Raw genomic sequence first — 16,907 nt, forward strand, 5'->3', positions numbered from 1 at the left:
GAACGTTCGACCCGGGCAAACACGCTAGCCCGAGACGCGATCCGTCAAGTTCGGCTCGAAACCGTCCTCGAGTCCGAGATACTCGAGTGCGGTGCGATAGAAGATGTCGCGAGCCGTCTCCCGCGGAAGGTCCCGACCGAGCAGTTGTGCCCGTTCATCACGATAGGGATAGGGAATGTTCGGAAAGTCGGAGCCGTACATAATCGACCCCGAACACTCGACGAGCGTCCGATCCGCGATCGATGCCGGATCGAACCCCATCGTCTCGATAGCCGATGCTGACATCGCGAACGTCGTATCGAGATAGACGTTTTCGTGCTCCCGTGCGAACTCGAGGAACGCGTCGACTTCGTAGGTACCCATGTGAGCACAGCAGACTCGAAGTTCCGGATAGGAATCGATCAGGTCGGCGAACACATCCGCGCCGACGTACGGACTGTTCTCGAACATCGGAGCCGTCCCGCCGTGGTACGTGATCGGACGGTCGTACTCGACTGCGACCTCGAGGGCCGGTTCGATTCTCGAGTCGGCGGGACGACACTCCTGGACCGGGCAGTGGATCTTCAGACCGCGAGCGCCCGCCTCGAACGCGTCCCGAACGATCGCAGCCGGTTTCTCGTCGTCGGGGTGAACCGTCGCAAACGGAACCAGGCAGTCGGAATCGGCAGCTTGTGACGAGAGCCACGCGTTCAGCTCGCTCGCGACGCCCGCCCGATGTGCGTACGGAAGCGCGATGTAGATCTCGACGCCCGCAGAGCGGAGAGTGGTTTCGATCCCGTCACGGGACGTCGGCGTCGAGAACTCCCAACCGGTTTCGTCGCCGAGCGATCGGCGGATCGCCTCGGTGAGCCGTTCGGGAAAGAGGTGAGTGTGAGCGTCGATCGCGGGCCGAAACTGGGACGATCGCTCCGTGGGCGTGGACTGTCGATCTGTCATGATGTTCGATGGAAGGGATGCGGTAGCCGGTCGTGGATCCGTGGCCGGGATCAATAGAGGTACTGGCGGCTAATAGACGGACTGCCGGTGCAGCGACACAGCAGTGTTAACCCGCGCTCAAAGAGGACGACGAGGTATGATAGGGACCCATCGACCTCGAAAGAGACACTCAACCCAGTTCGCAAGGCTCAACTGAACTTCTGTACAGTCACGTTGAGCGTATCGAGATCGACGATCGGCGCGAACCCGGCGTCGGGCTGGATGTTGACGCTCTTCTGGAAGTCCGTCTGGGACTGCCAGCAGCCGGAGTTGATCGCGAGCACGTTGTGGTACTTGCCAAAGCCCAGCTTGTGGACGTGGCCCGTATGGAAGATGTCGGGGACTTCCTCCATGATCAGGTAGTCCTTCTCTTCGGGTGCAAGTCGAGTGTGACCCCCGAACTGCGGCGCGACGTGGCGTTTCTTCAGGAGCTGATACATGGCCCGGTGAGGTTCGTCGTAGCTGGCCTTCTCTTCGGGGAGTTCGGCGATCACCTCGTCGAGACTGACCCCGTGGTACATCAGCACCGAGACGCCCTCGAGGGTCACCGTCGAGGGGTTGCTGACGATCCGAGCGTCGTGGGCCGACATGATCTCCCGGAGCTCCTCGTCGAAGCCGGGCTGGGGTTCCGCGAGCCGCACCGCGTCGTGGTTGCCCGGGATCATGACGATCTCGATGTCGCCGGGAACCTGTTTTAGCCGCTCGTTGAACGCCTCGTACTGCTCGTAGATGTCGACGACGTCGAGTTCCTCGTCCTGGTTCGGGTAGACGCCGACGCCCTCGACCATATCACCTGCGATGAGCACGTATTCGACGTGCTGGGCCTCGGGCGTGTGGAGCCAATCGGCGAATCGGTTCCAGGCCTCGCTCATGAACTCCTGGCTGCCGACGTGGACGTCGCTGATCAGCGCCGCCTGGACGTGGCGATCCGCCGTGGAGGGCTCGTGTGTGCGCGGAACGTCCGGGAAGTACATCGAGTCGACGAACGCGATTCCCGAGTCGTCGGCGAGGGTGCCCTCCATCGCCAGCACCTCGTCGTACAGTAGTTCGTTCACCAGATCGGCGTACTCGCGGTCTTTCATCACGAGCCACGGGAACGTTCCGGTGGCGTCCTCGAGTTCGATCAGCCAGTGGCCGCTCGCGGTGGAGCGCACGTCGTTGACCAGGCCGACCATTCCGGCCTCGCTGCCGCCCGGCATCGACTGGATCGCCGTCGCCGGTCGGTGGTTGACCCGCCCGCGGAGCTTCGATCCCAGCCGCTCGAGACGATCCCGGAACACCGAGACGAAGTCCCCGTACTCGCCGGTTCCCGTGCTCTCGCCGGTCATATCTCCGGCGATTTCGAGCGAACGCTCGAGCGGATCGGCCGACCGACCGCTGCCCTCGAGATCCCCCTTCGTTTCGACTGGACCTCCGGTAGCCGTCCGTCGAGAAGTGGGTTGTTCGTCTCCAGTTGAAGCGGAGGTGTTGCGGATCGACGGCTCGCCCGAATCGGGGCCGTCACCGGCCGATGATTCGCTCGAGCCGGAGCCATCGTCGGTCGGTGACTTCCGCGAGTCGGAGCCGTTATCGATCGAGGAACCGATCGGATCGGTGGTTCGAGCGCCGTCGGAAACGGGCGCTCGCTCAAGGAGCGAGTCGACGTGTTCCGATCGGACGACCAGCGCGTCGTCGGGAAGGTCCTCGAGGACCGCCTCGAGGGTCGTCGCCGGGTTCTCGGTCGCGGCGATCCGCGTCACCGCCTCGCGCTCGGCGTTGTAGCCGCGACTCGTGAGTTCGCTGACGATCCGAGCGGGTCCCTCGAGTGGCACACGCCTCGCATTCGCGAGCGGAATCAAAAACGTAGCGGAGTCGACGTTCGCGAGCGGGATCGGCGTGACGAACGGAACCCCGATCGTCGGTGTGACGAACAGAACCTTGATGGCCGGGCCCAGTATAACACGGGACGATGAGCGGTCCCGATTCCGACGACGAGAGGAGCGACGACAGCGGTGAGCCACGCCGCCACGACCCAAGCGGGGCCCCGTCGGACGGGACCGGCGAGCCCGCACGTGGTCCGGAATCGGCGAACGACGGCCGACCCCGAAACGGAGCCGGCACCGATCACAAGGACGAGGGATCGATCGTCCGGCACAGCAGCTCGGATTCGAAGGGCGACGACGTTTCGATCGAGGACGACGGGATCGTCCGATGGTTCTTCGGAACGGACGACGAGTCGGTCGTTCTCGTTCGGGATATCCTGAGTAGCGTCGCCATCGTCGCAGTGATCGGGCTCTTGTTGTTCGGAATCAGTGGCGTCTGGCCGCCGCTGGTCGCCGTCGAAAGCGGCAGTATGGAACCCAACATGGAGGTGGGTGATCTCATCTTCGTCGTCGCGGACGACCGCTTCGTCGGCGACGACTCGACCGGAGACACCGGCGTCGTGACACACGAGGACGGCGAGGACCACGAGAAGTTCGGCAAGGCCGGTGACGTCGTCGTCTTCGAACCCAACGGGCAGGCTCACCAGACACCGGTGATACATCGTGCACACTTCTGGGTCGAAGAGGGTGAGAACTGGGTCGACACCAGGGCCGAACCCGAGTACGTCGACGGCGCGAGCTGTGACCAGCTCCAGACCTGTCCGGCCGCCCACGACGGGTTCATCACGAAAGGTGACGCGAACCCCTACTACGACCAGTATCAGCGCGGCGGCGCGAACACCGACGTCGTCCAGCCCGGGTGGATCACCGGAAAGGCGTCGTTCCGGGTTCCGTGGCTCGGTTACGTCCGGCTCACGTTCGACTCGATCCTCGGTGGGATGCTCGCGCCGCAGCCGAGTCTCGAGACCCTCGCAGGCACGGTCGGGACGGAGAAGCCAGTCTCGAGTGCCGGAGCGGTCGGAGCGAGCGTCGGTGCGGCGGGCGTCGCCGCGGCCGGAACGGGTGCCGCGATGGCTGCGGGCCGACGGCGTCGACGGTAGCCGGCCGCGTCGCTCGAGTCGAAACGGAGGGGTTAGCGAGCGGGAAATAGTGGGATCAGCGAGCGGGAAATAGTGGGATCAGCGAGAGGGAAATAGTGGGATCAGCGAGCGGGAAATAGTGGGATCAGCGAGAGGGAAATAATGGGATCAGCGGAAGGAGGTTCGGGGTCGGAGACGAATTCGGCCCTCAGTTTTCGAACCGGGCCTGGACGAACGGCTGGATGTCGTCGATGTTGCTCAGTCGGGAGTCCGAGAGCAGGACGGCCTCGGTCTCGTCGATCGGGACCGAGAGGCTGATCTCCTTGGTCCGACCGTAGCGCCCCTTCGAGACGACGACGGCGTTGACGATGCCGAGCATGTCGAGTTCGCTGATGAGGTCGGTCACTCGGCGCTGGGTGAGGACGTCGGCGTCGATCTCCTCGCAGAGGCGCTTGTAGATGTTGAACACCTCGCCGGTGTTGATGCTGTGGACGCCGTTTTTTTCGAGCAGGATCGTCGAGAAGAGGACGAGCTTGCTCTGCGTGGGAAGGGTGCGGACGACCTCAACGACTCGGTCGAGTTCGATCTTGTCCTGGGCCTGTCGGACGTGTTTCTCGACGATCGTCTCGGCCTGGGAGCGCTCGGCGAGCTCGCCCGCCGTTCGGAGCAGATCCAGCGCGCGACGCGCGTCTCCGTGTTCTTGGGCCGCGAAGGCTGCACACAGCGGGATCACGTCGTCCGACAGTGCATCGCCCTTGAAGGCGACGTTGGCTCGGTGCTGGAGGATATCCCGGAGCTGATTCGCGTCGTACGGTGGAAAGACGATCTCCTCCTCGCCGAGACTTGACTTGACTCGGGGGTCCAGAAAGTCGGTGAACTTCAGATCGTTCGAGATTCCGATGATCGACACGCGAGAGTTCTCGAGTTCGGAGTTCATCCGCGAGAGGTTGTACAGCGTGTCGTCCCCACTCTTCTCGACGAGCTTGTCGATCTCGTCGAGCATGATGACGACGACCCGCTCGTCGTAGTCGACGGCGTCGAAGAAGACGCTGTACACCCGATCGGTCGGCCAACCGGTCATCGGCACCTCCTGGAACGACTCCTTGTCTTCCTCGAGGGAGTCGATCCGGTCCTCGACCTCCTCGCGATCGGAGAACGGCGTGGACGCGAGCGGGTGTTCCCCGTCGGCTACGCCGGCCTCCGTTGGATCTGCCGACCCCTCCGTTTCGACTGGAGAACCGGACGACGGCGACTCGGTTTCGGTTGCAAACGAAACGTGGTCGTTCGGATCGGAGCCCGCTGCGTCCTCGACGGATCCGACGGCGGAATCGTCGCGACCGTCGTTCGCTTCGTACTCCTCGAGTGCCTCGAGGCGCGCTTCGAGCGACTCGATCTTTCGGTCGATCCGTGCCTCGTTCTTCTCGATGAACTTGTTCGCGAGCTGTGCGAGTACCCGGTACTGGGTGTCGGTCACCTCGCAGTTGATGTACTCGACGTCACAGGGGACGCTGTACTTCTGGGAGGTACTCTCGAGTTCCTTGCTGACGAACTTCGCACTCGCGGTCTTTCCAGTTCCCGTCTTTCCGTAGATCAGGATGTTCGAAGGCGTCTCGCCCCGGAGTGCGGCGACCAGAATCGTCGCCATCTTGTTGATCTGGTCGGTTCGGTGGGGGAGTTCGTGGGGCGTGTAGGACGGACGCAGCACCTCCTTGTTCTCGAAGATCGGCTCGCCGCTGAGCAGGTCGTCGAACAGTCCCTGGCTCGGTTCCTCGTCGCCGATCGCCGTCTCCTCGAGCGACGTCGAGAACCCGTCGGTCTCGCCCTCGACGTCGTCGGTTCGTGGCGGCTCTGAGTTGTCGTCTGACATCCGTCGTTGGGATACCCCCTCGTTTCGTGTGGAGAGACGGACCCGAAAGCAGTGATGCAGCGTTTGAACGGCCAGTGCGGCCGATCAAGCGGAATAGCGATCGGTTTCGGATCCAGTTGATGCAAACGAAACAGAGGAACACCGCGATATTAAATTCTTCCCTTTCACTCACGTAGGATATGATTCTTTTTGGACGGATCCGGCTGCGAATCGAGTTGGTACCAGCTGCCGACTCCGGCGGTGTTTCGGATCGATTCCGGTTCCAGCGGTGAACGGAACCGTACCGGTATCAGTTCGATCCTCCGTTCGATAGAATGATACCGATACTCATGGGACTCTTCGGATGGTGACGATACTCGTGATCGGCAGCTCTCACCCGGTCAGTCGGCTGAGCGATCGGCGATTCCTGTCAGCTTCGCGATTACTCGCCGCTGGGTCGGTTCGTTCGGAGTGTTCGATTCGAAGCCAGGGTGGTGGGAATCCGGTGAGGAGAGATCGGCTCCGACGTCGAAGGAAGCCGGTCGCTCTCGAGTCGAAGAGAGGGGGGTTGGTTGCGGCGTCCCCCTCCCCACCCCTTCGTTTCAACTGGAGACCGACGAGGGAGTGGGGTGGGAGAAACGGAAAGACGGCTACAGGGGACAGAGCTCGAGGGAGTAATCCGGTGATTTCAGGAGAGGTCAAGCGATATACGGGAGGTCTGTAACGAGAGTTATGATCTTGTTGCTCAGATGGAGAGTTCAGAATTGAGCTAGTAACTAGATTGGTAGTCCTAGTAAATAGCTTCTTTTGTACCTAATACGGGTGCTGTTTCTTTTGTATGTATATAAAACCTTCCTTATCTAGAACACCCTCCCCCACCCCTCCCTTCGGAGCGCTCCAGTTGAAACGAAGGGGTGGGGGGTTCCCGACATCTCGTCCGGTTGTGTTACGCTCCCCGATGAAACGATCTGCTCTCATGACATTCTTCTCTGGGGACTACTGTTCGTCCGTTCCTCCTGTATTCCGGCGCTTTGGATGGTGTGTGTTACCTTCCTCCATACCGTTCTTTCACAATAGTCGTATTATCTACACGTCTGACGTAGGCTTAAGTGAATCCAGTTTGTAGTACGCGCAGACGCACTTCGCGGTGCCGGAGGGCCAAGGATGGGACTGTTAACAGGACTCAAAGATAGTATCTCCCGGGTTACGGATCGGTTGTTTACCGACGAGCAACCCAAACGAATCGGAATCTATGGACCGCCCAACGCTGGAAAGACGACGCTTGCGAATCGCATCGCACGGGACTGGACCGGCGATGCGGTCGGAACCGAAAGTCACGTTCCACACGAAACACGCCGCGCACGTCGAAAGGAAGACGTCGAGATCGAACGCGACGGACGGTCGGTCTCGATCGACATCGTCGACACGCCCGGCGTAACCACCAAGGTGGACTACGAGGAGTTCACCGACGAGATGGAAGAAGACGACGCGATCCGTCGGTCCCGCGAGGCCACGGAGGGCGTCGCCGAGGCGATGCACTGGCTTCGGGAGGATGTCGACGGCGTCATTTACGTTCTCGACAGCGCGGAGGATCCGATCACGCAGGTCAATACGATGCTGATCGGCATCATCGAATCCCGCGATCTGCCGGTTCTCATCTTCGCGAACAAGATCGACCTCGACGAGGCGAGCGTCAAACGGATCGAGGACGCGTTCCCCCAGCACAAGACGGTCCCGCTCTCCGCGAAGGAGGGCCAGAACATGGACGAGGTCTACGACAATATCGCGGAGTACTTCGGGTGATCAGTCGTGCCCAAGGCAACTAACCCGGACGATCCCAACGGTAATGACGGCGTACAGATCGATCTCATCAGCGGCGAGCGGATGGACACACTCGCCTCCACGGAGAAGATCCGGATGATCCTCGACGGCGTTCACGACGGTAACATCGTTATCCTCGAGGAGGGGCTCACCCCCGACGAGGAGAGCAAGCTCATCGAGATGACGATGGCCGAGATCAGCCCCGACGCCGGATTCAACGGTATCGAAATCGAGACCTACCCCAAATCGGAGACGAAGGACTCGTCGCTGCTGGGCCGGCTCATGGGGTCGAACGAGTCGGCGGCGAAGCTGACGGTGATCGGGCCCGCCAACCAGATCGAAACCCTTCACAAGGACGAAACGCTGATCAGCGCGCTCGTATCCCGTAACTAATGCCACACCAGTGTACGAACTGTGGCCACACGTTTCCGGACGGCTCGAAGGAGATGCTCTCGGGCTGTCCCGACTGTGGCGGGAACAAGTTCCAGTTCACGCCGAACTCGGACCGGAGCGCCGAGGACGGCGCCGACGGAGATGCCGACCCTGAAACGCCGGCGGCCGATTCCACCGAAGCGGAAGCCGACGGCGTCGCCTCTCGAGCGGCCGAAACCGTCCGCGGGTGGGTTTCTTCGGAGCCGACCGACGAGTCGGCTCCCGACGCCCCGGAGCCACCGGCAGCCGACCGATCGACGGCGAGCGCCGGCACGGCCGATCCCCAGTCGACCGGTGACTCTCGAGGGTCGGACCCGACTCGCAACGAGCGGTCGACGTCCCCCGGAGACCGGGACCGAGCGAGCGACGACGAGGACGACTCGTTTACCGAGTGGCCCGACTCGGCTCGTCGCCCCGAGGACCGCTCGTCGCCGTCTGCGGAGTCCACGGCCGGCAACGTCACTGACGACCGCACCGGCTCCGAACTGAACTCGAGTGACCACCGGACCGATCCGATCGCGGACGCCTCGAGCGAGCGCTCCGAGCCCGACCACGAGACGGCGGCGGTGGCGGACTCGGAGGACTCCGCGCAGGCGAGCGCCCGCAGCGAGGTCGTCCCGGCCGACGATCTCCCGACCGGTTCGGACGCAGCTGGCGAAGGTGATCCGATCACCGAGGTCGATCCCATTGACGACGGCGGGAGCGAGGAAACGCCCGATCACGGGCGGGTCGTCAGCGAGCCATCGGGTGAGCAGCCGTCGATCGAGGAACTTCGCGCGGAACTCAACGAGCAGTTCGAGAGCATCAAGATCCTCCGACCGGGCCAGTACGAACTCAACCTCATGGAGCTGTACAACCGCGACGAGTACATCATCTCGCTCCAGGAGGACGGCCGGTACGTCATCGACGTTCCGGAGTCCTGGCACGACGACGCCGACGAGTAACGCCGACCCCTTCGGTTCGACTGTAGACGGCCACCACCAGCCCTCGGGTCGCCCCTTCTTCGAGTCGAGTTGCAGTCGAACTCGGGGTGTGGCCAGCGAACGACGATCGGTCGAGAAACCCTGGCGTCTCGCGGTTTCGGCCGAGACAGATGGATTTAAGCGATGCGACCGATAGCGTCCGAACATGAGCACTGCAACCAAGGCCGTTCTCGCGACGATCACCGTGTCGGCGCTACTGTCGGCGCTGATCATCTTCCAGACCGTTCTCGTCTGATGTTCACCGCTCGAGAGCTCTCGTCCCCGGTTGCGGCGATCCGGGAGGAGCACGCTCCCGACGCAGTCGTCGTCGACTGCGATCGGGACTTCGAGACGCTCGCGCCCGCCCAGGCGGAGGACCTGGGCCTGCTCGTGGACTCACTCGAGCCGGCGACGTACCCGGCCGCGTGGCTCCCCGAGGACGCTCCGGAGCTCCTCGTCCGATACGCGAGCAGCGACTTCACGGTCGGAATGCCCGGCGACGGGAGCATCACCTGGACCCACCAGACTGACCCACCGACAGTTATCGTCAAACCCCGCGTCGAAGGGTCGCCCGAACCGTTTCTCGACTTTCTGCTCGCGGAGGCACTCGTCGAGGTCGGACTCGAGGTTCCCGAACACTTCCTCGGGTTCTTCGAAGAGGAGTACCAAAACCTCGAGCAGGCGACGGCGCTCGATCCGGCCGGCACCTACCAGATTGCCGCGGCGCTGTACGACGGCTGGACGGGGCTTCAGACGCGCGACGTGTTCGCGGCGTGGCACGAGGACGAAGGCGGAACGCATCCGGAGCTGGCCGACGCCTGGCACGACGCGGGAACCCGCCTCGAGGACCGTGTCTCGGGGCTTCCGGGTGCGGTCGCTCGCGGTGAGACCGACTTCGCGGACGCGACCGAACTGGCCTGCGCCACGATCAAACACGGTCTCGAGCTCCCGGCGCCGTTCGCCGCGCTCGACACCGACGCCTACCGGGATCACGGATCGAACTACGCGGTAACGTGGGCCAAAAAGACGTTCGACGCGCTCGAGGATTAGAACGTCGCGTCGATGCTGCCGTCCTCGTCGAGATCGATCGTGCCGTCGAACAGCGCGCGGAACTCCTCGACGAGTTCCTCGTCGTGGGGATCCTCCGAGAGGTGGAACAGCCCGACGGCGTCGTGTTCGTCGAGCAGCTCGAGAATACGGCTTGCGGCCTCGAGGGCCTGTTCTTCGCCGGCGTAGTAGGCGAGTTCGGTCACCGAGTCGAAGCTGAGCCGGAGTTTGCCGTCGTGGTTCTCGAGGAAGCCGTCGATGTGATCGACGATGCCGTCGACGTCGTCGGGCGCGGCGACGTAGTGGACGGTGTCGCTGGTCCGCCGCGAGTAGCCGCGCTCGATGGAGAGCGTGTCGAGGATCTCGGCGCGGTTCTCGTCGACGTCGTAGTACTCGAGTTTCTGTTTGGCTTCGCGCGCGGTCGTTCGAGTGGAGACGACCAGAAAGTTGTCGGTGTCGGTCTTGAGAAAATCGGTGTCGATGCGGTCGGTCTCACCGGTACTCGGATGCAACAGAAGGATGCCGGTTCCCCCGGGGACCGTCTCGGGAGTCCCCTCGATCGCCAGTTCGTACTCCATACTGCGTGACCAATTGCCGGAACCGACTTAATACTGAGGATATGTCGTCCCACAGCACGCGACGGCCGTTCCCGAACCACACCGTCGGTCCCCTCTTCGAGTCGAAACGAGGGGGAGACCGGGATCGCCGTGCTGACGGTCGGGAGCGTTCGGCCGTCGATTACACCTCCTCCTGTCGGAGGAGCACGAGCATCGAGAGCCCGGAGATCACCACCAACAGGAGGGCGGGGACGGCCGCGTACCGATAGGCCAGCGCGTCCTGTGCGCCCCAGATGATCGAGACGAGCGTGTCCATTCCGACGGGCTGGAGCATCAGGGTCACCGGTAGCTCCTTCATCGTCGTCAGGAAGACCAGGACGCCGCCGGCGATCAGCCCGGGCATGATCAACGGCAGCGTGATCCGGCGGAACGTCTCGAGACGCCCGGCGTTGAGCGTACGGGCGGCCTCGATCGTCTTGTCGTCGATCTGCAGGACCGACGATCGGACGGTGCCGACCGCCTGCGGAAGGAACCGGACGACGTACGCGAACACGAGCAGGGCGACGCCCTCCCGGTAGAACGAGGGAAGGGTCCTGGTCCCGAGGAAGACGAGTGCAAGTCCGATGACGACGCCGGGGACGGCAAAGCCGACGTAGGTCGCTCGCTCGAGGATCCGCGAGACGAGCGAGTTCGACCGACCGGAGTAGTACGCGACCGGTAGCGCGAAGAGGCACGCGACCAGCGCGGCCAGCAGGGCGAGGTACACCGAGTTGAACGCGAACTCGGGCTGGAACTCGAGTGACGGAATGGGATCGCCCTCGCTGCGGAACAGCCAGTTCGTGAAGATCGCGACCGGGACGACGAGCGTAAGAAAGCCGATGAACGAGACGAACCCCATCGCCGGCCACTTCCAGCGGCCGAGGCGAACGACGCTCCCTTTCGCCGTCCCGCCAGCGACGTCCTCGTCGCGGCCAATGCCTGCTTCGATGACGAGCACGATCGCAACGATCGCGATCAGCTGTAGCGCGAGCAACGCCGCGTACTCGACGGCGAAGTTGCTGAACTCCCAGTAGATCGTGCTCGTGAAGACGTCAGCCTGCATGAACGCCGGTGTTCCGAAGTCCGAGATCGCATAGAGGGCCGCGAGCAACGCGCCGGCCGCGATTCCCGGCCGAATCTGCGGGAACGTGACGCGACGGAACGCCTCGAGGGGGCCGGCGTTGAGCGTCCGAGCCGCGTCGACGAGCGAGTTGTCCATCGACAGCAACGCGGCACGGGTCGTCAGGAACACGTAGGGGTAGGTGTACAGCGTGATGATCAACACCGCTCCCGACAGTCCGTCGACGCGCGGGATCGTCGCGCCGAACAGCGTATCGACTTCGCCGCCCGGACCGAACATCCCCGCGAACGCGATCGCGCCGATGTAGCTCGGGATCACGAGCGGCAGCGCGGCGACGATCGTCCAGAGTCGAGGGTACGGGAGGTCCGTTCTCGTCGTCAACATGGCGAGTGGAACGCCGAGCAGGATCGAAAACACGGTGACGAGCACCATCAGCGTGATACTGTTGAACGTGATCCAGGCCGTCCGCGAGGAGACGACGAGATCGTACGCGCGCGTAGCCTCGACCGTCGTCGCCTGCCAGAACAGCCAGAACATCGGGGAGACGACGAGAAACGCGACGAGACCGCTCAGAAGTGCCAGGATCGTCATCGAACGGTCGGTGTTCCCGAGTCGATCCTGTACCGACTCGAGTCTCCGCGAGGAACCGAGATAGTCCGTAGGTAGTTTCATTGTAGATTGTCTGCCCGGATCGGCGGAGCCGTGGACGTGGTCGGCCCTTGGAGCTAGGCGCTCCTAAATCCCCCGAAGCGTTCCGAGGTGTGGGAAGCCGAAAAGCGGCAACCACGACGTCTCTGACTGAGTTTGCGCTCGTAGCCGCGTCAGACTGTCATCCCTTCCTCGCTGAGGAGGTCCTGGGCCTCCTCGAGATCCATGTCGAAGTCGCTCAAGTCGAACTCCGGCGGCTCGAGCTCCTCGAGGTCGGGGAGGTCGCCGACGTAGTCGACGCCCTCGACGACGGGGTACTCGCCGTTTGCGTCCATCATGAACTCCTGGCCCTCCGCGGCCAGCAGATGCCGGACGAACTCCGCGACGAGCTCCGGATTCTCCACGTCGTTCGTGACGCCGACGCCCGCGACGCTGAACAGACAGCCGGGATCGTTCTCGGTGAACGTTACGTCGATCGGCGCGTCGGGGTCCTCGTTGAGGATACGGGCGGCGTAGTAGCTGTTTCCGAGTGCGACGACCGGGTCGTCGTCGCCACCCCTCTCGATGGCTTCCGCCTGGTCGGAGCCACCCGAGAACAGCTGGATGTCCTGGTCCTCGACCATCGCTCGGACCCACTCGCGAGTTTCCTCCTCGCCCTCGAGTTCGACCATCGCCTGGATGAACCCCCGGAAGGTTCCGGAGTTGGGACGCGTCGAAATGATCCCCTCGAATCGGTCGTCGGTCGCAAACTCCATGATATCGGTCGGAAAGTCGTCGCCGTCGCCGTCCCAGCGTTCGGTGTTGTACAGAATCGAGCGAACCCGACCGGAGACACCGGTCCAGTAGCCGTCCGGTTCGCGGTAGCTCTCCGGAACGGCGTCGACGACGTCCTCGGGCAGTTGCTGGACGGCACCCTCGTGCTCGAGCTCGGCCAGCGCGCCCGGATCCTGTGAGTACATCAGATCTGCCGCGACCGCGTCGCCTTCCTGGAGGATCTGGTTGACCTGCACGTCGTTGTCGTCGTAGTCGACGTTGAGCGTCAGCCCGTCGTACTCCTCCTCGAGCGCGACGAAGACGGGATCGATCTGGTCTCGGGTGCGCCCGGAGTAGATCGTCAGCTCGCCCTCGAGGTCGCCGAGGTCGTCCCAGGAGACGGCCTCGGAGTCGACCGACGCCTCGCGGGGACCGACGTCGGCGACCGCCCCGGCGCTTTCGCCGTCGTCGCCGAGACAGCCTGCGAGTCCCGCGAGCCCTGCGACCGACACCCCCGTCGCCGCGAGAAATCGTCGCCGTCCGGTCGCCGTTCGCTGCGTTCGATCGTCGTCTCGCTGGTGCATATCTAGTTTTAGGTTGACCTAAAACACTAATACCTTCCGATTGTTCCCGTCAGAAGGACCGAGAGGTCGGGGTAGCTACCGCTTCCCGTTTGGCCCGAATCCGATGCCCACGGATTTCGGCCAGCCTAAACCTCCACGTCGATCTTTTTAGGCCAACCTAAAGAGCCTGTCGGTGACTTCCGGCACTGAGAGCCGAACCGGTTTTGACCCTCTGGAGGAAACGAGTCGGTATGAGCGTACGCGAGGAGTTCGACGAGTGGGCTACGAGCGGTCGCGACAGGGGAATGGAGGAACGGCACTGGCACACCGCCAAACACGCGCTCGCGCGGATGCCCGTCGAACCGGGCGATACGGTTCTCGACCTGGGCTGTGGTAGCGGCTACGCCGGTCGTGCGCTTCGAGACACCAAAGACGCCGGTCGGATCTACGGACTCGACGGCTCACCCGAAATGGCACACAACGCTGCGAGCTACACCGACGATCCGCAGGTCGGCTACGTCGTCGGCGACTTCGGCGCCCTACCCTTTGCCGATGACTCGATCGACCACGTCTGGTCGATGGAGGCCTTCTACTACGCCGCCGACCCCCACGAGACCCTCGAGGAGATCGCACGCATCCTCCGACCGGGCGGCACGTTCTACTGTGCGGTCAACTACTACGAGGAGAACGTCCACTCCCACGAGTGGCAGGACAACATCGCCGTCGAGATGACCCGCTGGGACCGCGACCAGTACCGCGAGGCGTTCCGTTCGGCGGACCTCTCGGTCGCCGAACAGGACAACGTCCCCGACCGAGAGATCGCGATCCCCAGCGAGGCGGAGTTCCCGCTCGAGGACTGGGACACCCGCGAGGCGATGGTCGAGCACTACCGGGAGTACGGCACCCTGCTCACGGTCGGGGTCGCCCCCTGATTTCGGGTCGACGCTCCGGCCGAACCCCTTGATTTCCACTCGAGCGTTCGGGCGCTCCCTCGGTTGTCTACCCGGGGCGATAGATTCCTTTCCGGGACGGCGGCCAACGACGACGAGACGACCGCCGAAGCGCCGATCGATCGTGACGGTACGGACGAGAACGACACCGACCGATCCGCAGCAAAACGCGACGAGAGCCACGGCCCCCTGCCCGAACAACGCGAACGTCGCTGTCGGCGTCCGTGCTGTACGGCGGTCTCACCGCCCCCAGTGAGTAGCGCTACTCGAACCGCTCGCCCGCCGGAATCGTCACCTCGAGCCAGTTCTCTTCGGGAGGCAGGGGACAGTCGAACGTCTCGCTGTAGGCACAGAACGGCGTGTACGCGAGGTTGAAGTCGACGACCAGCTCGTCGCCGGTTTCGAGATCCCGCTCGGCGGCCAGCTCCATATATCGCCCGCCCTCGTAGGTCTGCTGGCCCGTCGTCTTGTCCCGGAATGGGACGAAGTAGGGCTCCTCGTTCGGGCTCTCGAGTTGGTAGGCTGCCAGCTCGAACGCGCCGTCCTCGAGGTCTTCGTCCTCGCGATCCAGCTCGAACTCGAGCGTCGCCGCACGGAGGTAGCGCATCTCTCGACCCGCCGTGGTGTCCATCAGGACGACCTCCGGATCGTCGTGAGCGGTTACGGTCGCGGTCACCCGATAGGTCGGATCCGGCTCGAAGTAGTCCAGGCCCTCGAACGCCTCGCGGTCCTCGGGTGGTATCGGCGACTGGGGATGTTCGGCGAAGAAGTCGTCCTTCTCGGCGCGCTTTGTCTCGAGTTCCGCGCGCCACTTCTCGACGTCGATCGAATCGCTCATGCGGTCGGTTGTGCAGCGAGACTGGAAGGCGTTGCGTTTGACAGACGGGAGACTTACCCCACGAACGATAGCCGCCGCTGACAGCCAGTTCATGCGCTTGATCGCACGGGGGAAGCGCAGTCCGAACGAACAGCGTAAGCGAGGACCAGGGGACGGCGAACGGGGGGACGGAGTGACTCGCGAGCTGCAGATCCGGGTGTCGCAGTCCAGTCGTTACCTCCCTCCCAAGACAGATTGGCACGTCCAGACCGGGCCAGGAGCCGAAGCTCCGACACCACGGCTAACCAGACAATCAGCGTGCCCTTTCGGGGGTGGTTCCTCGAGTAAGTACGCTGTACTCTGGTCCGGACCGGGACGGATTAGTCGCGTCTAATAATCTGTGTAGAAGCACAAACTATTTTAATTGGTGTGGCGGAATGCGAGCTAATGACAGATCTCTCGACGACGACTCAGCCTCGCTCTACGCGTCGGACGGTCCTCGCTGCGGGGGTCGGAACGCTCGCCGCGGGTATCGCGGGCTGTCTCGACGAGGATCCCCAGGAGGACAACGGTGTCGACGGCGACGATATAGCAAGTGAAGACGACGGAGGCGGGGGAGACGACACGTACACTGTTGCCGCCGGAATGCCAGCGCTCTGGGATTTCACACGGGAGGTCGGCGGCGATCACGTGAACGCCGTCGATCTGGTTCCGACCGGCGAGCACGGCCACGACTACGAACCCGGGCCGGGGATCGTCGAGGAGATCGAGGAGGCCGACGCGTTCGTCTATATGCGGGAGTTCGCCGGCTGGATGGACGACGCCGTCGCGGAGCTCGAGGGCGACGACAGCGTCGCCGTCATCGACGCCTCCGCGGGGATCGAGTTCTTCGACAGTCCTGCCGAAGACGACGACGAACACTGGTGGATGGATCCCGTCGAGTGTCAGAACGGCGTCGACAACATCGCAGCCGGCTTCGCGGAGCTCGATCCCGACCACGCCGACGAGTACAACGAGAACGCGACCGCGTTCAGCGAGGACCTCGAGGAGATCCACGAGAAGTTCGAGGAGCTTGTCGATCGCGCGACTCTCGACGAAATCGTCATCGGCACCCACGACTCCTTCCAGTGGTGGAACCGCCGATACGACATCGACGTCTACTCGCCGATCGGCACGTCGCCGGACGGAGAGGCGTCCGCACAGGACATCGAGGAGGTCGAAAACCACATCGAGGAGTACGGGATCGAGCACGTCCTCTACGACGTCGGCGAGCCGGCCCACCTCGCCGAATCGATCGCCGACGAGACGGGCGCGGAGGTGCTCCCGATCTCGCCGGTGGAGACGCAACTCGACGAAACCACGGAGGTCGGGGACGTCGAGATGGAGTCCGACTGGGGGTACGTCGCCCACTACCAGGAGATCAACTTCCCGTCGCTCGAGCGAGCCCTCCAGACAGCATAAGAGTTAGCAGCCTC

General features: G+C 63.4%; 14 protein-coding genes. 7 read left to right on the forward strand and 7 right to left on the reverse strand.

The genetic code is table 11. The features are described from left to right. Nucleotides 1-24 precede the first annotated feature (24 nt). Nucleotides 25-936: an amidohydrolase family protein gene (locus tag QA600_RS03040; protein ID WP_278290487.1), complete on the reverse strand. Its 912-nt coding sequence runs from the start codon at nucleotides 934-936 to the stop codon at nucleotides 25-27. Nucleotides 937-1,124: 188 nt separating this feature from the next. Further along, on the reverse strand, nucleotides 1,125-2,786 hold the full coding sequence (locus tag QA600_RS03045) for a DNA-directed DNA polymerase II small subunit (protein WP_278290488.1): 1,662 nt from the start codon (nucleotides 2,784-2,786) through the stop codon (nucleotides 1,125-1,127). Between the two features lie 137 nt (nucleotides 2,787-2,923). Between QA600_RS03045 and QA600_RS03050 the strand changes: the two genes are divergently transcribed. Then, nucleotides 2,924-3,937: a S26 family signal peptidase gene (locus QA600_RS03050; protein ID WP_278290489.1), complete on the forward strand. Its 1,014-nt coding sequence runs from the start codon at nucleotides 2,924-2,926 to the stop codon at nucleotides 3,935-3,937. Between the two features lie 187 nt (nucleotides 3,938-4,124). On the opposite strand, the gene QA600_RS03055 is transcribed toward QA600_RS03050, so the two are convergent. Further along, complete coding sequence (locus tag QA600_RS03055) at nucleotides 4,125-5,783, reverse strand: ORC1-type DNA replication protein (RefSeq protein ID WP_278290490.1); 1,659 nt, start codon at nucleotides 5,781-5,783, stop codon at nucleotides 4,125-4,127. A 1,143-nt stretch (nucleotides 5,784-6,926) separates the two neighbouring features. Between QA600_RS03055 and QA600_RS03060 the strand changes: the two genes are divergently transcribed. From QA600_RS03060 to QA600_RS03075, 4 genes are all read left to right on the forward strand, one after another. Then, entirely contained in the window at nucleotides 6,927-7,565 is a 639-nt protein-coding gene (locus QA600_RS03060; RefSeq protein ID WP_005554817.1) for an Era-like GTP-binding protein, read from the forward strand. A gap of 6 nt (nucleotides 7,566-7,571) precedes the next feature. Further along, on the forward strand, nucleotides 7,572-7,976 hold the full coding sequence (locus QA600_RS03065) for a DUF2073 domain-containing protein (RefSeq protein ID WP_005554818.1): 405 nt from the start codon (nucleotides 7,572-7,574) through the stop codon (nucleotides 7,974-7,976). Continuing rightward, nucleotides 7,976-8,959 carry a Zn-ribbon containing protein gene (locus QA600_RS03070; RefSeq protein WP_278290492.1) on the forward strand — a complete coding sequence of 328 codons (984 nt, stop codon included), beginning with the start codon at nucleotides 7,976-7,978 and terminating at the stop codon, nucleotides 8,957-8,959. The genes QA600_RS03065 and QA600_RS03070 overlap by 1 nt, the downstream gene beginning before the upstream one ends. Before the next feature lie 273 nt (nucleotides 8,960-9,232). Beyond that, entirely contained in the window at nucleotides 9,233-10,027 is a 795-nt protein-coding gene (locus tag QA600_RS03075; RefSeq protein WP_278290493.1) for a hypothetical protein, read from the forward strand. Here the strand turns inward: QA600_RS03075 and QA600_RS03080 are convergent. The 3 genes from QA600_RS03080 to QA600_RS03090 all read right to left on the reverse strand — a co-directional run bounded on the left by QA600_RS03080 (nucleotide 10,024) and on the right by QA600_RS03090 (nucleotide 13,686). Next, nucleotides 10,024-10,602 carry a hypothetical protein gene (locus QA600_RS03080; RefSeq protein WP_278290494.1) on the reverse strand — a complete coding sequence of 193 codons (579 nt, stop codon included), beginning with the start codon at nucleotides 10,600-10,602 and terminating at the stop codon, nucleotides 10,024-10,026. The two genes, QA600_RS03075 and QA600_RS03080, sit on opposite strands and share 4 nt — an antisense overlap. A 160-nt stretch (nucleotides 10,603-10,762) precedes the next feature. Next, a complete protein-coding gene (locus QA600_RS03085) occupies nucleotides 10,763-12,373 on the reverse strand; it encodes an iron ABC transporter permease (protein WP_278290495.1) in 1,611 nt (536 codons plus the stop codon). A gap of 149 nt (nucleotides 12,374-12,522) precedes the next feature. After that, the gene (locus QA600_RS03090; RefSeq protein ID WP_278290496.1) at nucleotides 12,523-13,686 is read right to left on the reverse strand and encodes an extracellular solute-binding protein; all 1,164 of its coding nucleotides are present in this window, start codon (nucleotides 13,684-13,686) and stop codon (nucleotides 12,523-12,525) included. A 230-nt stretch (nucleotides 13,687-13,916) separates the two neighbouring features. Here QA600_RS03090 and QA600_RS03095 point away from each other — a divergent pair, with 230 nt between their 5' ends. Continuing rightward, nucleotides 13,917-14,597, forward strand: coding sequence for a class I SAM-dependent methyltransferase (locus QA600_RS03095; protein ID WP_278290497.1), 681 nt, complete (start codon nucleotides 13,917-13,919; stop codon nucleotides 14,595-14,597). A 280-nt stretch (nucleotides 14,598-14,877) separates the two neighbouring features. Here QA600_RS03095 and QA600_RS03100 read toward each other — a convergent pair whose 3' ends face one another. After that, a complete protein-coding gene (locus tag QA600_RS03100) occupies nucleotides 14,878-15,453 on the reverse strand; it encodes a DUF1684 domain-containing protein (protein WP_278290498.1) in 576 nt (191 codons plus the stop codon). Between the two features lie 426 nt (nucleotides 15,454-15,879). Between QA600_RS03100 and QA600_RS03105 the strand changes: the two genes are divergently transcribed. Beyond that, nucleotides 15,880-16,893 (forward strand): metal ABC transporter substrate-binding protein, encoded by a 1,014-nt coding sequence (locus QA600_RS03105; protein WP_278290499.1) that lies wholly within the window; start codon nucleotides 15,880-15,882, stop codon nucleotides 16,891-16,893. Nucleotides 16,894-16,907: the final 14 nt, after the last annotated feature.

It is taken from the genome of Natronococcus sp. A-GB1 (assembly GCF_029688845.1).
In the GTDB taxonomy this organism is placed as follows: Archaea; Halobacteriota; Halobacteria; order Halobacteriales; family Natrialbaceae; genus Natronococcus.

Coding starts and splice junctions, on each gene's coding strand:
- QA600_RS03040 (WP_278290487.1), bottom strand. CDS start 936: ATGACAGATCGACAGTCCACGCCCACGGAGCGATCGTCCCAGTTTCGG.
- QA600_RS03050 (WP_278290489.1), top strand. CDS start 2,924: ATGAGCGGTCCCGATTCCGACGACGAGAGGAGCGACGACAGCGGTGAG.
- QA600_RS03055 (WP_278290490.1), bottom strand. CDS start 5,783: ATGTCAGACGACAACTCAGAGCCGCCACGAACCGACGACGTCGAGGGC.
- QA600_RS03060 (WP_005554817.1), top strand. CDS start 6,927: ATGGGACTGTTAACAGGACTCAAAGATAGTATCTCCCGGGTTACGGAT.
- QA600_RS03070 (WP_278290492.1), top strand. CDS start 7,976: ATGCCACACCAGTGTACGAACTGTGGCCACACGTTTCCGGACGGCTCG.
- QA600_RS03075 (WP_278290493.1), top strand. CDS start 9,233: ATGTTCACCGCTCGAGAGCTCTCGTCCCCGGTTGCGGCGATCCGGGAG.
- QA600_RS03080 (WP_278290494.1), bottom strand. CDS start 10,602: ATGGAGTACGAACTGGCGATCGAGGGGACTCCCGAGACGGTCCCCGGG.
- QA600_RS03085 (WP_278290495.1), bottom strand. CDS start 12,373: ATGAAACTACCTACGGACTATCTCGGTTCCTCGCGGAGACTCGAGTCG.
- QA600_RS03090 (WP_278290496.1), bottom strand. CDS start 13,686: ATGCACCAGCGAGACGACGATCGAACGCAGCGAACGGCGACCGGACGG.
- QA600_RS03095 (WP_278290497.1), top strand. CDS start 13,917: ATGAGCGTACGCGAGGAGTTCGACGAGTGGGCTACGAGCGGTCGCGAC.
- QA600_RS03100 (WP_278290498.1), bottom strand. CDS start 15,453: ATGAGCGATTCGATCGACGTCGAGAAGTGGCGCGCGGAACTCGAGACA.
- QA600_RS03105 (WP_278290499.1), top strand. CDS start 15,880: ATGACAGATCTCTCGACGACGACTCAGCCTCGCTCTACGCGTCGGACG.